Source organism: Acidovorax sp. 107 (assembly GCF_003058055.1).
Classification (GTDB): domain Bacteria; phylum Pseudomonadota; class Gammaproteobacteria; order Burkholderiales; family Burkholderiaceae_C; genus Acidovorax.
Genome location: NZ_QBTZ01000002.1, coordinates 124553 through 138298, shown reverse-complemented (window position 1 = coordinate 138298; position 13746 = coordinate 124553). Strand labels below are relative to the sequence as shown.

16 protein-coding genes are annotated in these 13746 nt (G+C 65.5%); all 16 read right to left on the bottom strand.

Features of this window, described 5'->3' with window-relative positions; translation table 11 throughout:
- Positions 1-49: 49 nt before the first annotated feature.
- The gene (locus C8C99_RS24280; protein ID WP_233247480.1) at positions 50-379 is read right to left on the bottom strand and encodes an acyl-CoA dehydrogenase family protein; all 330 of its coding nucleotides are present in this window, start codon (positions 377-379) and stop codon (positions 50-52) included.
- A complete protein-coding gene (locus tag C8C99_RS24275; RefSeq protein WP_233247478.1) occupies positions 339-650 on the bottom strand; it encodes an acyl-CoA dehydrogenase family protein in 312 nt (103 codons plus the stop codon). Before C8C99_RS24275 ends, C8C99_RS24280 begins: the two co-directional genes overlap by 41 nt.
- The gene (locus tag C8C99_RS24270) at positions 634-1038 is read right to left on the bottom strand and encodes a hypothetical protein (RefSeq protein ID WP_233247476.1); all 405 of its coding nucleotides are present in this window, start codon (positions 1036-1038) and stop codon (positions 634-636) included. Before C8C99_RS24270 ends, C8C99_RS24275 begins: the two co-directional genes overlap by 17 nt.
- Before the next feature lie 16 nt (positions 1039-1054).
- Positions 1055-1456: a Zn-ribbon domain-containing OB-fold protein gene (locus C8C99_RS23515; RefSeq protein WP_108627445.1), complete on the bottom strand. Its 402-nt coding sequence runs from the start codon at positions 1454-1456 to the stop codon at positions 1055-1057.
- Between the two features lie 5 nt (positions 1457-1461).
- Positions 1462-2631: an acetyl-CoA acetyltransferase gene (locus C8C99_RS23510; RefSeq protein WP_108627384.1), complete on the bottom strand. Its 1170-nt coding sequence runs from the start codon at positions 2629-2631 to the stop codon at positions 1462-1464.
- 91 nt (positions 2632-2722) lie between these two features.
- Positions 2723-3208 (bottom strand): MaoC family dehydratase, encoded by a 486-nt coding sequence (locus tag C8C99_RS23505; protein WP_108627383.1) that lies wholly within the window; start codon positions 3206-3208, stop codon positions 2723-2725.
- Between the two features lie 55 nt (positions 3209-3263).
- Positions 3264-4778: an AMP-binding protein gene (locus C8C99_RS23500; protein WP_108627382.1), complete on the bottom strand. Its 1515-nt coding sequence runs from the start codon at positions 4776-4778 to the stop codon at positions 3264-3266.
- A 14-nt stretch (positions 4779-4792) separates the two neighbouring features.
- Positions 4793-5665, bottom strand: a complete 873-nt coding sequence (locus tag C8C99_RS23495) for an alpha/beta fold hydrolase (protein WP_108627381.1) — start codon at positions 5663-5665, stop codon at positions 4793-4795.
- Positions 5666-5687: 22 nt separating this feature from the next.
- On the bottom strand, positions 5688-6914 hold the full coding sequence (locus tag C8C99_RS23490; RefSeq protein ID WP_108627380.1) for an ABC transporter substrate-binding protein: 1227 nt from the start codon (positions 6912-6914) through the stop codon (positions 5688-5690).
- Between the two features lie 60 nt (positions 6915-6974).
- Complete coding sequence (locus C8C99_RS23485; protein ID WP_233247475.1) at positions 6975-7664, bottom strand: transglutaminase family protein; 690 nt, start codon at positions 7662-7664, stop codon at positions 6975-6977.
- A 13-nt stretch (positions 7665-7677) separates the two neighbouring features.
- The gene (locus tag C8C99_RS23480) at positions 7678-8559 is read right to left on the bottom strand and encodes an SDR family oxidoreductase (RefSeq protein WP_108627444.1); all 882 of its coding nucleotides are present in this window, start codon (positions 8557-8559) and stop codon (positions 7678-7680) included.
- 23 nt (positions 8560-8582) lie between these two features.
- The gene (locus C8C99_RS23475; RefSeq protein ID WP_108627378.1) at positions 8583-9017 is read right to left on the bottom strand and encodes a PaaI family thioesterase; all 435 of its coding nucleotides are present in this window, start codon (positions 9015-9017) and stop codon (positions 8583-8585) included.
- Positions 9014-9490: a PaaI family thioesterase gene (locus tag C8C99_RS23470; RefSeq protein WP_108627377.1), complete on the bottom strand. Its 477-nt coding sequence runs from the start codon at positions 9488-9490 to the stop codon at positions 9014-9016. Before C8C99_RS23470 ends, C8C99_RS23475 begins: the two co-directional genes overlap by 4 nt.
- Complete coding sequence (locus C8C99_RS23465) at positions 9487-10554, bottom strand: MBL fold metallo-hydrolase (protein WP_233247473.1); 1068 nt, start codon at positions 10552-10554, stop codon at positions 9487-9489. The genes C8C99_RS23470 and C8C99_RS23465 overlap by 4 nt, the downstream gene beginning before the upstream one ends.
- Positions 10551-11696, bottom strand: coding sequence for an acyl-CoA dehydrogenase family protein (locus tag C8C99_RS23460; RefSeq protein ID WP_108627442.1), 1146 nt, complete (start codon positions 11694-11696; stop codon positions 10551-10553). The genes C8C99_RS23465 and C8C99_RS23460 overlap by 4 nt, the downstream gene beginning before the upstream one ends.
- Entirely contained in the window at positions 11696-13726 is a 2031-nt protein-coding gene (locus C8C99_RS23455) for a biotin carboxylase N-terminal domain-containing protein (RefSeq protein WP_108627375.1), read from the bottom strand. Before C8C99_RS23455 ends, C8C99_RS23460 begins: the two co-directional genes overlap by 1 nt.
- Positions 13727-13746 lie beyond the last annotated feature (20 nt).

Genomic DNA, 13746 nt, shown 5'->3' with positions numbered 1-13746 from the left:
CACAGCAAGAGGGGTGAAGACATGGGCTCAGCTGACAAAATCCTAGGGATTACCCTTGGCTCCTAATCGGATGTTTTGCACCGAAAGTGAGATCACCCCTATCGGCCAGCATGAGCTTGATCGCCTGGTGCTCGGCAATAGGCAGGCCAAAGGTTTTCCGCACCTTGGCATATTCCACTGCCTGGTCCAGCGCCCAACGCGCCAGGCCCAAACAAGAAGCCGCCATGCCCATGCGCCCGGCGTTGACGCCGTCCATCGCCACCGCCAGACCGAGCCCGACTTCACCGAGCCGGTGGTCGTCGCGCACCCGCACGCCGTCGAGCACGATGACTCCGGTGTCACCGCCCAGGTGGCCCTTGGTGTTGATGACACGCGGCACGGAAAATCCGCGCGCGCGTGCCAACGAAAAAATCGGTGACGCCGCCCTTGTGGCGGGCCGCAGCTTCGGCGTCGGTCAGCGCGAACACCATGGCGTAGTCGGCGTAGGGGGAGTTCGTGATCCACTGCTTGGTGCCGGTGAGCACCCACTCGTCGCCGTCGCGCACCGCGCGGGTCTTCATCGCGAACGCATCCGAGCCGGCATCGGGCTCCCTCAGGCCGAAACAAAGGGTCTTGTTGCCGCTGGCGATTCCGTCATCGGTAACCGGCAAACACCTCGGGGTCCAGGTGCCGCAGTACTGGCGACAGGCCGTTGGTAAAGGGGGACGGCAGCACCACCGTATGGACCAGCGCTTGCGCCGGGCCAATGCTGTGATTGAGGGTCTCTTGCACATGGGCCATGACCTGCGCGCCCTGACCGCCGCCGCCCAGATTTTCGTCGCCAAACAGAGTGTAAAAACCCAACTCGGCCGAGCGCTTGCGCGCCTGTTGGCGCAGCGCCAGCACCTCGGGCACATAGCGGTCGCTGGCATCGAACAAGGTGCGTTCGCTGCCCAGCTGGTCATGGTGGCGCTGCTGCAGCGGCAGCACTTCACGCTCGACGAAGCGCAGCACCGTCTCGGCAATGGCCACGGTGTCGGGATCGATGATGAAGTCCATGCGTGAAACCTCGTTGTTACAAGATCCGGAACTTCGGCAGCGTGACCTCCTCGGTCACGTCGTCGTACTGCACCGTCACGCGCTGTCCGATGCGCACCGCATCCACATCGTCGGTGACGATATTGGTCATCATGCGCGCTCCTTCGTCGAGGTCTATAACCGCCACCACGTAGGGGGTGTCGGCCTTGAAGGCCGGACCGGCCGGCCGGCGCGCGATGGTGTAGCTATAGATGGTGCCAGTGCCGCGCGCATCGACCCATTCGACGGCGTCGGAATGGCAGTGCGGGCACAGGGCGCGCGGGTAGAAATGGTGCTTGCCGCAGTCTGTGCAGCGCTTGATCGTCAGGCGGTGTTGTTTGAGGGCGGCCCAATAGGGGCGGCTCTCGCCATCGATGACGGGCAGGGGTTTGTCGTACATGGTGTTCACCGGTTGGAGAGAATGCAAGTGGCCCCGCTGGAGAGCGTGCCGCCGGTGCCGTGGACCAGCGCGGTCACGGCATTCGCGATCTGGCGCGGGCCGCATTCGCCGCGCAACTGGCGCACCGCCTCAATCAGCAGAAAGATGCCATACATGCCGGGGTGCGCATAGGACAGACCGCCACCGTTGGTGTTGAGCGGGAATGCACCGCCCGGCGAGGTGCGCTGCTTGGAAACAAAAGCACCGCCCTCGCCGCGCCTGCAAAAACCCAGCGCTTCGAGCGTCATCAGCACGGTGATGGTGAACGAGTCGTAGACCTCGACCACGTCGATCGCATCGTGCCCGATGCCCGCCATGGCAAAGGCATCGCGGCCCGCGACCTCGGCCGCTGTCAGGCGTGCCAGATCGGGCATGGCGGCAATCGTCCAGTGGGTGTGCGATTCGCCATAACCGCGCACATACACCGGCTTGCGCCCGAGCGCCTTGGCGTGCTCGGCGGTGGTCATGACCACGGCGCCGCCGCCGTCGGTCACCAGACAAATATCGAGCAGGTGCAGCGGGTCGGAGATCATCGTGCTCTGGAGCACATCCTCGATCGACAGCGGCTCGCGCATGGTGGCCGCCGGGTTGAGCGCCGCCCACTTGCGCGTGGCCACCGCAATCTCGGCCAGTTGCTCGGAGGTGGTGCCATATTCGTGCATGTGGCGCTTGGCCGCCATCGCATAGCCGCCCACCGGCGTGGGCATGCCCCAAGGGGTTTCGTACTGCATGGTCAGCACGGCGGGGCGTCCGGCCAGGTTGCGGCTCATCTCGCTCTTTTGCAGGCTGCCGTAGGTGATCAGTGCCACCTCGCAGCGGCCAGCCTCGATGGCGGTGGCGGCATGCGCCACGTGCGCCTCGAAGGCCGAGCCGCCGATGTTGGTGCCGTCCACGAAGCGCGGGGTAATCCCCAGGTACTCCGACAGCGTCACGGTCGGCAACTGGCCCGGACCGGGCACGCCCCACAGGCCGGCGGTCAGCAGGCCATCCACTTCGCTCATCGGAATGCCCGCATCCTTGAGCGCGTCGCGGGCGACCAGCGCCTGGGCCTGCAGGACCGACATGGGCGCAAGGACCTTGCCGTCCTTCAGTGGCAGGTCGGCCACGCCGACGATCACAGCTTCTCGTTTTGTCATGTTAAGCATTCTTCTGGTGTTGAACGACATGGGCCTGTGCGGCTCGCATAGCCATAAGCCACTGTTGTGAGCCCCTCTGGCCCGGCACAGATCACGTCGTGCCGGCCTCACTGGGCAGGAAGGTCAGGGTCTCAGTGAAATCGGCGATGGTTTCACCGCGCTGGTTGATCACCAGGTGCTGGATATCCATCAGTGTGTAGCCACGCGCGGTTGGCGGGCGCAGCCGCGCCTCCCCTTCGACGTGAATCGTGTCGCCCGGAAACAGCGCGCCGCGCAGGCGTGCCTGCAGACCGGTCATGCCGCCAAAGGCCCCGACCACATGACCTGCCAGCGCGCGCTCGATGACGCCGGCCACGTAGGTCGCCAACAGCCCCATGCCCAGCGAGATGATCATGGGCCCGGGTGCGAAGCGGCTGCGGTGCGCACCCGTCATGTTTTGCCGGATGTAATCCATGTCAATGAAGAAGGGCTCGTGCAGTCCGGCCACGTTGACGAAGTTGACAATGTCGGTTTCGGTGATGGTGCGCCGGTGCGTCTTGAAACGCTGCACCGGGTCGCCGGTGGAGGCCTGGGTCATGCTGTCGTCTCCTTCAGGGCTGGTTCTGGTTGAAAATCGCTTGCTGCGCGCCGCGTCAAACGTGGCCGTGCCCGGCCTTGACGGCCGCCCGGTCCACCCCACCGGCAGCGGCATGGGGCAACGCCTGCACAAACACCACATGCTTGGGTTTCTTGTAGCGTGCGATGCGAGCGCCCACGAACTCGATCAGGTCGTCGGCACTCAATGTGTGCCCCGTCTTCAGCACGCAGACGGCCTTGACCGCCTCGCCCCACTGAACGTCCGGCACGCCGATGACCACCGCTTGCGCCAGCGCCGGGTGCTCCAGAATGGCTCGCTCGACTTCAGCCGGATAGACGTTCTCGCCCCCCGGCTTGATCAACTCCTTGGCCGGCGAGCGCCCGCCGTACCAGAGGTAGCCCTCGGCATCGATGCGCCCCAAGTCACCGGTGTGGTGCCAGCCGTTGCGCAGCGTGAAGGCGTTGTCTGCTTCGCAGCGCCAGTAGCCCTGGAACACCATCGGACCCCGCACCACGATCTCGCCGGTGGCGTCGGTGGGCAAGGGGCGGTCCAGCTCGTCCACCACCGCGACCGTGTTCAGCGCGGTGGGCCGTCCGGCGCTGCCGGGGCGCTCGTCAAATGGCGCCAGGCTGATCGAGCCCGATGTCTCGGTCTGGCCGTAGGCACTCCAGAAAGTCACTTGGGGGCAGGTGGCGCGCAGGCGCGCGATAGTCTCGGGCACATCGATCCCCGACACCACGCGCAGACTCGACAGCGCCGAGCCTTGGGCTACGGCGGCTTCCAGCAGGGCGCCGAGCATCGGTGGAAAGGTACCGATCAGGCTGCCCCCGTCCTCGTCGATGTGTCTGACCAGACTGGGCGGATCGAAACGCGCCATCAGCAGCGTCGCCCCGCCCGCCTGCTGCGCGGCCAGCAGGAAGCCGATGGCGGCCACGTGAAACAGTGGCAAGACCCCCAGATTGACATCCGCCGCCGTCAGGTGCCAAGCCAGTTGCGTCTGCAGGCTGGCGGTGATCAGGCCGCGGTGTGTGAGCAGCGCGCCGCGCGGCCGACCGCCCACGGCGGCGGTGTGGATGATGAGCAAACCGCTGCCGTCGGTCACGCTGGGCAGGCCTGCCGCTGGCGCATCACGCTCCCGATACAGCGCACTGACGGGTTGCCAGGGTGCTGGCGCGACGCCCAGCGTGTAGCGCAGCGTGTTGTCCAGGCCGCGCTGCGGCAGCAGGGTCTGGTATTCATCGGCTACGATCAGCACCCGCGGCGCCACATCTTCGATGACATAGGCCACTTCCTCGGCCGACAGTCGGCCGTTTATTGGCACCATGATCGCACCCAACCGGGCGGCGGCACCCAACAGGTCGACATATTCCAGGCAATTGGGGGCCAGTATGGCCAGCCGGTCGCCCTGCCCTACGCCAACGGCGGCCAAACCGGCCGCCAGGCGCGCCGTGCGCCGGGCGTACTGGGCATGTGTCACCCGCTGAGCGCCGAACACCAGGGCGGTGTTCGAGCCGTACAATTGCGCGTTGCGGTTGATCAGATCTTGCAGCGTAAAAGATCGCAAACTCATTCCGTGCTCCTGGTTCAGTTTCCACCCGCCGTGGACCGTGCCGGCGGCATCACTTCATGCAGAAACGCCGCCACGCTGGCGGCGAAAGCGTCGTTGGCATCACCGGCAACCATGTGGCCGGCGCCCTTCAGATCGATGAAACGTGCCCGCGGCATGGTTTGCACCAGGGCGCGCGCATCTTCTTCGCTGATCACGTCGCTGCGCTGGCCGCGCAGCAGCAAGGTGGGCGCCTGCAGGCCGCGCAAGGCGCGCTCGTAGCCGGCCGCGTCGCGCCGGTGGTTGTGATTGGCCTCGCTCATTAGTTGCGGGTCCCAATGCCAATTCCAGCGGCCTTGCGCATTGAGCCGCAGGTTTTTCTTCAGTCCCTCGATGGGGCCATCCATCGGCCGGCCGCGGTAGGCCGCAATCTGCTGGGCAGCTTCTTCGAGCGACGCAAAGCCATCGGGCCGCGCCCGCATGAAACTCACAATGCGCTCGACACCAGCTTCTTCCATGCGCGGCGCAATGTCCACCAGCACCAGCGCGCTGATCGGCGGCGCATCGGCGCGGCCCACGGCCGCCATGCTGATCAAGCCCCCGAGCGAGGCGCCGACCACCGCCAGCGGCATGCCCAGTTCGCGCCAGACGCCAAGCATGGTGTCGGCCAACACCTCGATTCTGTAGTCACCATCAGCGGCCCAGGCACTGTCGCCGTGGCCCGGCAGATCCAGGGCGACGGTGCTCCAACCTGTGTCACCCAGGGTCTGCGCGGTGCGGCCCCAGGCATGGCGTGTTTGCCCACCGCCGTGCAACAGCAACACCGTCGGTGCGCCGACTGGGCCATGGACATCGGCGACCAGGGGGCCACCGGTGAAGCCAGAAAACACTCGCCGCTCGAAATTGCTCATAGGGAGCGCTTGAATCTTCATTTCAGTAGACAAATAGCGCGCCGCCAGGCTTGATCATGGTTATCTCGACATAGATTGAACCATGATGCTTTTCCGGGCCAAAGCGCAAGACATAGCCCCCAAGATCCATGTTTTTTGCGCTCTCGATGGAAGTCATGAACTTCTCACGGGTCAGGTCCGGCCCGGTGAGCCGGAGCGCTTCAACAAAGGCCTTGGCCGATACGAACCCAGTCATGGACGCATAGCCGACGTGCTTGTCCTTGCCGACGGATCTCATCAGCTGGCGGAATTCGCGCGACACGCCGAGCTTGTCGGAGAACGGCGCCGGCATCGTCTGGGTGACGAGAATGCCAGCAGCGTCCTTGCCGAACTGCTTGACCAGGAGGTTGGTGTCCGCCACCGACAGCAGCAGCAGTTGTGCTGCCACTCCGGTCTTCTTGAACTCGCGAATAAATTCGATGGTCGGTTTGCCGGCCATCGTCAAAATGACCGCTTGCGGGCGAGCGCGAGCAATCGTTTGCGCCGCAACCGCAGCGTCCCGAGCGTCAGTTTCAATCGCCGCACTCGCTATCGGGGCAATTTGGCGATCCTTCATAGCCGCCTGCACGCCCGCAAGCCCTTCCTGTCCGAAAGCGTTGTTCTGATATGCGACGGCGATGGACTTGATCCCTACCGTCGTCAGATGTTGAACCATTTTTTCTGTCTCATTACCATACGAAGCCATCACCGTGAACACATACCGGTTCGGCGTGTGGCGCAGGCTATCTGCTCCCGTGAAAGCCGAAAATAGTGGCACCCGGTGTTGCTCCAATAGCGGTAAAACACCGGTGACGTTGGCCGTTCCCAAGTTTCCGGCCAGCGCGAATACTCTGTCCTCACCAATCAATTTTTCGGTATTGGCCAATGATTGTTGGGGAACATACCCGTCGTCCATTAGCACGAGTTTCAGCCGACGGCCGAAGACCCCGCCACGGCGGTTCACCTCGTCGATGTAGGCCTTGAAACCTTCGCTGAAATCGGTACCGATTTCAGCAAGCGGGCCGGTCAGCGAAACGCTCTGACCGATCAGGACGGTCTGCGCTGTTACACCAGTCTCTGCTCTAGTGAGCCCGATCCCCAGCAACGTCGCGCAAAGGGCGGCAAGAACTTGCACCGCCTGCCGGGTTACCCGCATATCTGGCAGCCGAGGCTGAAGCCAAGACCGAGGATCGCTCAACGAGTTTGCGAATTTCGATATTTTCAGGTTCATAGTTGTCCCCTTATGTTTACCAAACCTCCACAAGAACTTGGTCGACTCACTTGGCGGCAGTCAAGATCCCGCTCCCACTTCTTTTTCAAAGTTGGCACCATTGCCTGCTATCTGGCCCCAGTCGGCAAAAGTTTTGTAGTGCACGCGCCACGAGGCCAGCAGTTCCTCGCGCGGCAGATCAGCGTAGACACCACGCTCATGTACATACTCCATGTGACGGTGGCCACTGACATCGAATTCATGGAAAACCGAATCGGCGCTGCCATCGAACTCCAGCGGCCGGATGCCCGCCTTCTCGCACAGGGATCGGTTGAAGGCCGGCGTGGCCTTGAGCCACTGGCCGTCGATCCACAGATCGGTATAGCCGTGAAAGACGAACAGGTCGGTGCCCATCATGTCGTACAGCCGCTTGCTGGTCAGGTGGTTGCGCACGTCGGCATAGCCCAGCCGTGCCGGCACGCCCAGGGCGCGGGCCGCCGCCGCCAGCAGCGCCGCCTTGGGCACGCAAAAGCCGCGCCCAGCCTTGATCACGTGGCTGCCCTTCAAGCCCTCGACCGTGGTGTCGAAGTGGTAGGGGTCGTAGAGAAACTCGTCGCGCACGGCGTAGTAAAGCTTGACCGCAGCCTCGCGCGGCGTCAGGCCGGGTGCGGCCACCCGGCGGGCGAACGCGACCACCGCCGGGTGATCGCTGTCCACGTAGCGCCCAGGCGCCAGATAAGCCGCCGGATCGTTCGAATTCGTGGTTTGCATCGTCGCGTCCATGTCATTCATCCTGCACGCTCAGGCACTTCGGCGCCTGCGACAGCGCAAAGCCGTTGAAGGGCCTGGAGCGATCATGGGCCTGCAGTTTCCAGGTCGGGCGGGCATTGGGCACGCCGCCATCGACCCGAATGCAGGAGCCGGTGATGAAAGCTGCCGCCTCGCACAGCAAGAAGACAACCGCTGCCGAAATCTCGGCTTCGGTGCCATAGCGTTGCAGCGGCACCTTGGTTTTCAGGCTGCGCAGTTCGGCCTGCATCTCGGGGCTGTAGGTGTCAAAGCCGCTGCTGGCGATCCAGCCCGGCGCCACCGCGTTGACGCGCACGCCGGCAACGGCCCATTCGCAGGCCGCCGTCTCGGTGAAGGACAGCATGCCGGCCCGCGCCGCGCCACTGTGCGCCATGGTGGGCATGCCGCCCCAGATGTCGGCGATGATGTTGACAATGGCGCCGCCGTTCGACGCCATGGACTGGTTGAAGGCTTCGCGCGCCACCAGAAAGCCGCCGGTGAGGTTGTTACGCACCACCGCATCCCAGCCCTTCAGGCTGATGTCCTTGACCGGCTGCGGGTACTGGCCGCCGGCGTTGTTGACCAGGCCATCGATCTTGCCGTGGCGCCCGATCACGTCGGCGATCATGGCCTTGACGCCCGGCTCGTCCCGGATGTCACAGGCATGGATGCTGGCTTGGCCGCCGGCCCGCGTGATTTCAGCTTGCACCGCTTCCAGTTTCTCGACGCGGCGGCCGACCAGCGCCACGCAGGCCCCCAGGTTGGCCAGTTCATGCGCGGTGCAGCGGCCGATGCCACTGCCGCCGCCGGTGACGATAACGGTCTGACCCGCGAACAGGCCAGGGCGAAACACGGAACGGTAGGTTGGTTGAGACATGATGAACATTCCTTTTTGGGCCCTCAGGCTCGCAGCATAAAATTGCCGTGGCCAAGGGCGATGGGTTTATCGGGACTGGACTGCCATGCCTGGATGCGCAGGTTCGCCACCCGCTGGCCTTGTTTGACCATCACAACGTTGGCATAGGTGTCCTGCGGTCGGCCCGAGCGCAGGTAATCGATGTTGAAATCGATGGTCTTGGGCAAGTCCCGGCTGTCCATGTGCCACAGCAGGTAGAACAGTCCGGCGCACTCCAGAAACCCCCCGGTGGCTCCGCCATGCAGAGCAGGCAGGATGGGGTTGCCTATCAGTTTTTCCTGGAATGGCAAGACGCAGGTGAACTCCTCGCCCTTGACATCCATGCGCAAGTCCAGAAAACGGGCAAAGGGCACAGACCGGATCACTTCGCTCCAGTCGCCCTGGGCGCGCGCGTGATTGATTTGTTCGGTCCAGTTCATCGCGGCACCTCCTCGTTGCGCAACACTGGTCGCCCGGAAGTAAACATGTAAATGCCAACCGCGGTGGCTATGGGATCGTCCAGGGTGTCCAGGTAGGCAGCGCCTCGCACGAATGCCAGTTCTGAAGTCAGCTTGTAGCAAACGGCCCCCCCCAGAATCGCCCGCCCGGGCGTGGCGGGCTTGAGGTAGTCGATGCGCAAGTCCAGCGTGGCCATCGGCCGCATCTCCGGCAGCTTGACGAAAATCGCGAAGCCGAACGCGGCGTCGAGCAGCGCAGTGATCACCCCGCCATGCAAGACACCAGTCTGCGGATCACCCACCAGCGCGTCCTGATACTCGACCTTGAGCACGCACCAGTCAGCGTGCACCGCGTGCGGTAGCAGGCCCAGTTCGCGGTTGTACGGCGACACATGGGCGAATTCCCGCCATCGTTTGGCGATTTCTTCTTCGTTGATGGTGTGCGTCTCTGTCATCTCGACATGTCTCCAGACAAGGTTAAGGTGGGCTCGCCGTCGGCCGCTGTCACCGGATACCAGCGGGTCACCGCTGGCGTTTCGTCACGCCGCGCATAACCGGAGCGCTCCAGCCACAGCAGATGCGCCAGCGTTTCGCCCATGGCCAGGTAGGCATGCAGCGGGTCGCTCTGCGCGCCATAAACGGCGTAGCCGAGTTCGGTGGCATTCATGCCCCCCGCGCCCAGACGCGCCATGAACTTGCGCAGCGCCTTCTGGTGGTGCGCCACCAGCCCGTGCGCGCGCTTGACCCCAGCATGGTAGACGTCGTGATGGGCCGGCAATACGAGTTCGATATCCAGTCCGGCAATGGTGCGCAGGCTCTCCAGGTAACGTGGCAGCGGATCGGTTTCGCCATAGGGCCAGACACCGATGTTGGGTGTGATGCGTTCGAGCAACTGGTCGCCCGTGAGCAGCAACTTCAGCCTGGACTCGTACAAACAAATTTGCGCGATGCTGTGGCCGCCAAGCACCAGCACGTCGAAGGCATGAGCGCCGATATGCAAGGTCTGGCCGGCTTCGAGCGGCTCGGTGCGGGTCGGCACGGCACAGGCCATGTTGCTTTGCAGCACCCCGCCCACCACCTGCTGGGCGTCCTCCGGCGCCATCCCATGGCGGCGCATGAAGTCGATACAGTACGCGCGATCGCCGGCGTTGGCCACGTGCGTCTGCCGCGCCACCGCCACCTCTTCCTGACGCATCAGAACCTGAGCCCCGGTGCGCTCGTGCAGCCACACCGCCAGCCCGAGGTGGTCGGGGTGGTGGTGCGAGACGATGATGCGCGTCAATCCAGCCGCCAGCGGACCGGCCAATGCGCGCAGCCACAAGGCCCGCGCCGCCTCGCATTCGGCCCCCGTGTCGAACAAGCACCAACCCTCGCTTTCGCGAATCAGGTAAACGTTGACGTGGTCGATGCCGTAGTCCACTGGCAGCGTGAACATCAGAATGCCGGGCAGGACCTCCTTCAGCGGCAAGCCGGCCAAACCATCCATGGCCGAAGTGGCCGGAGAAGTACCCATGTTCATAACCGTTTGGCCACTTCTTCGAGCATCACCTCGGTGGCGCCGCCGCCGATGGCCTGCACGCGGGCGTCGCGCACCATGCGTTCGATCGCCACTTCGCGCATGTAGCCGGAGCCGCCGTGGAACTGCTGGCAGTCATAGACCACGTCGTTGAGCAGCTCGCCACACAGCGCTTTGACCATCGACACCTCCTTCACGCATTCGCGCCCCTGGGCGTCGAGCCAGGCGGCGTGGTAGACGAGCTGGCGGGCGGCCTCGACCTGCGCCGCCCGCATGGCCAGGCGCTGGCGGATCGCCTGCTTGTCCCACAGCGTGGCGCCGAAGGCCTTGCGCTCACGCACATAGGCCAGCGTCAGCTCGATCGCGCGTGCGGCCTCGCCCATCATCTGCGCCCCCAGCACCATGCGCTCGTTCTGGAAGTTGCGCATGATCTGGTAGAAGCCCTTGTTCTCCTCGCCCAGCAGGTTGGCCGCCGGGATGCGGCAGTCCTCGAATACCAGCTCGGCGGTGTCGCTGCACAGCCAGCCGCTCTTGTTGAGCGCGCGCCCGACCCGAAAGCCCGGCGTGCCCTTCTCGACGATGAAGATCGAAATGCCGCGCGAGCCCTTGGCCGCTGGGTCGGTCTTGGCGGCCACGAAGTACACGTCGCCGTGCACGCCGTTGGTGATGAACATCTTGCTGCCGTTGATGACCCAGTGCTCGCCGTCGCGCACGGCGCGGGTGCGGATGCCGGCCACGTCGGAGCCGGCGTCGGGCTCGGTGACCGCCACGGCGCAGATCTTCTCGCCGCGGATGAGGGCGGGCAGGTAGCGCGCGAGTTGGTCCGGCGTGCCGAAGTTGGCCAGGTGGGGCGAGGCCATGTCGGTGTGCACCATCACCGTCACGGCGAAGCCGCCATACGTGGAGCGACCGAGTTCTTCAGCCAGGATGGCGCTGTACACCGTATCGAGCCGGGAGCCGCCGTATTGCTCGCCATAGCGCACGCCGAGATAACCCAGCTCTCCCATTTTGCGCAGCAGCGCGCGCGGCACCATGCCTTCGTTTTCCCAGGGGGCCGCGTGCGGCACCACTTCCTGCTCGACAAAGCGGCGCAGGTTGTCGCGGAACTGGCGGTGTTGCTCGTCAAAATAAATCGGTTCGTTCATCATGCTTCCTTGGTTTCCATGGCTTCCATCACCACCAGCACATCGCCGCCGCGCACCGCATCGCCGGCGCGGCAGCGCAGCTCGGCCACCCGCCCGGCCGCGGGCGCGCTGAGCGTGTGCACCATCTTCATGGCTTCCATCTGCACCAGGGAGTCGCCCGCGTTCACGGTCATGCCCACGCTGGCCTGCACCTGCGTCACCAGCCCGGGCATGGGCGCGAGCAGGCGCTTGCCCCCCGAATCGTCCGCGCCCGCCGCGCCCTGGAGCGCGCGCTGCCAGCGGTCGAGCCGGCGCCAGGCCCAGGTGCCGCCCGGTCCGGCGAGCCACAGGCGTTCGCCCCGCGTGGCGTGCTGCTCCAGCGCCACCGTGAAGCGAACCGTCAGGCCGTCGCGCTGCAACTCCAGGGTGTCGCCGGTCAGCGTCGCCGCCAGGTCCAGCGCCAGATCGCCAACGCGCACGCGCCAGCCCGTGCCCAGCGGCGACACGCTGGCCTCATGCACGCGGCGCTGCCCGTCTTCGAGCAGCACCTGCGTGCTGCCGATGCCGTGCCCAGCGCCGACCGCGCGCCAGGCCCCGAGCGACTGCCAGGCCCCGAGTGGCTGCTGCCCGGCCCCGGCCCGCGCGGACAGCACGCCGTGCAAGGCGGCCGCGGCGATGGCCAGTCCATCGTCCGCGCGCGCTTGCCAGCCGGCGGGAAAAGCGCGTTCGATGTAGTGCGTGCTGAGCACTTGTGCGAAGTGCTCGTGGCGCAGCAGATCGGCCAGAAAGCCGAGGTTGCTGTGCACGCCGAGCAGCACCGTGTCGTCCAGCGCGGTGACCAGCCGCCGCGCGGCGGTCGGCCGGTCGTCGGCATGGGCAATCACCTTGGCCAGCATGGAGTCGTAATACGGCGAAATCTGGCTGCCGGCGCGCACGCCACTGTCCACCCGCACACCCTCGCCGCGCGGCTCGCGGTAGCCGATCAGGGTGCCGATCTCGGGCGCGAAACGGGCCGCCGGATTCTCCGCGCAGACGCGCGCCTCGATCGCACAGCCGCGCTGCGACAGGTCCGGCTGGCTGAAGCCGAGCGGCTCGCCGGCGGCCACGCGCAGTTGCCATTCGACCAGATCGATGCCGACCGTCAGCTCGGTCACCGGGTGCTCGACCTGCAGCCGGGTGTTCATTTCCAGAAAGAAGGTGTCGCCGCTGCGGCTGTCATGGATGAACTCGATGGTGCCGGCGCTGTCGTAGCCGATGGCGCGCCCCATCACCAGCGCGTGCGCGAACAGGGCCTCGCGCACGGCCGCTGGCAGGTGCGGCGCGGGGGCCTCCTCGATCACTTTCTGATGATTGCGCTGGATCGAACACTCGCGTTCAAACAGGTGCACCAGGTGCCCGTGCTGGTCGCCCAGCAGCTGCACTTCGAGGTGGCGCGGCTCGTCCAGGTAGCGCTCCAGCAGCACGCGGTCGTCGCCGAACGAGGCCTGCGCCTCGCGCCGCACGGTGGCCAGCGCGGCCTCGAACTCGCCCGCGCCGCGCACCACCCGCATGCCCTTGCCGCCGCCACCGGCCGAGGCCTTGATCAGCACCGGGTAGCCGATGCCATCGGCCGCCGCCTGCAGGACCACGGGGTCCTGGTCGTCGGCATGGTAGCCCGGCACCACCGGCACGCCGGCTTGCACCGCGATGCGCTTGGATTCGATCTTGGAGCCCATGCGCCGGATCGCCTCGCGCGAGGGGCCGACAAAAATGAGGCCGGCGGCTTCGCAGGCGTCGATCAGGGCCAGGCTCTCGGACAAAAAGCCGTAGCCCGGATGGATGGCCTGCGCGCCGGCGGCACGTGCCGCGGCCACGATGGCAGCCGCATCGAGGTAGCTGCGCGCGGCCTCCGGCGCCCCGATGTGCACGGCCGTGTCGCACAGAGCCACGTGCAAGGCCTCGCGGTCGGCATCGGAGTACACCGCCACCGTGCGCAAGCCCATGCGGCGCGCGGTGCGGGCGATGCGGCAGGCAATCTCGCCGCGGTTGGCAATCAGGAGGGTACTAAACATCCGTCGTACGCATTCATGTC

Coding starts and splice junctions, on each gene's coding strand:
- C8C99_RS23515 (WP_108627445.1), bottom strand. CDS start 1,456: ATGTACGACAAACCCCTGCCCGTCATCGATGGCGAGAGCCGCCCCTAT.
- C8C99_RS23475 (WP_108627378.1), bottom strand. CDS start 9,017: ATGAACTGGACCGAACAAATCAATCACGCGCGCGCCCAGGGCGACTGG.
- C8C99_RS23480 (WP_108627444.1), bottom strand. CDS start 8,559: ATGTCTCAACCAACCTACCGTTCCGTGTTTCGCCCTGGCCTGTTCGCG.
- C8C99_RS23505 (WP_108627383.1), bottom strand. CDS start 3,208: ATGACCCAGGCCTCCACCGGCGACCCGGTGCAGCGTTTCAAGACGCAC.
- C8C99_RS24270 (WP_233247476.1), bottom strand. CDS start 1,038: ATGGACTTCATCATCGATCCCGACACCGTGGCCATTGCCGAGACGGTG.
- C8C99_RS23485 (WP_233247475.1), bottom strand. CDS start 7,664: ATGCAAACCACGAATTCGAACGATCCGGCGGCTTATCTGGCGCCTGGG.
- C8C99_RS23465 (WP_233247473.1), bottom strand. CDS start 10,554: ATGAACATGGGTACTTCTCCGGCCACTTCGGCCATGGATGGTTTGGCC.
- C8C99_RS23510 (WP_108627384.1), bottom strand. CDS start 2,631: ATGACAAAACGAGAAGCTGTGATCGTCGGCGTGGCCGACCTGCCACTG.
- C8C99_RS23500 (WP_108627382.1), bottom strand. CDS start 4,778: ATGAGTTTGCGATCTTTTACGCTGCAAGATCTGATCAACCGCAACGCG.
- C8C99_RS23455 (WP_108627375.1), bottom strand. CDS start 13,726: ATGTTTAGTACCCTCCTGATTGCCAACCGCGGCGAGATTGCCTGCCGC.
- C8C99_RS23495 (WP_108627381.1), bottom strand. CDS start 5,665: ATGAGCAATTTCGAGCGGCGAGTGTTTTCTGGCTTCACCGGTGGCCCC.
- C8C99_RS23460 (WP_108627442.1), bottom strand. CDS start 11,696: ATGAACGAACCGATTTATTTTGACGAGCAACACCGCCAGTTCCGCGAC.
- C8C99_RS23490 (WP_108627380.1), bottom strand. CDS start 6,914: ATGAACCTGAAAATATCGAAATTCGCAAACTCGTTGAGCGATCCTCGG.
- C8C99_RS23470 (WP_108627377.1), bottom strand. CDS start 9,490: ATGACAGAGACGCACACCATCAACGAAGAAGAAATCGCCAAACGATGG.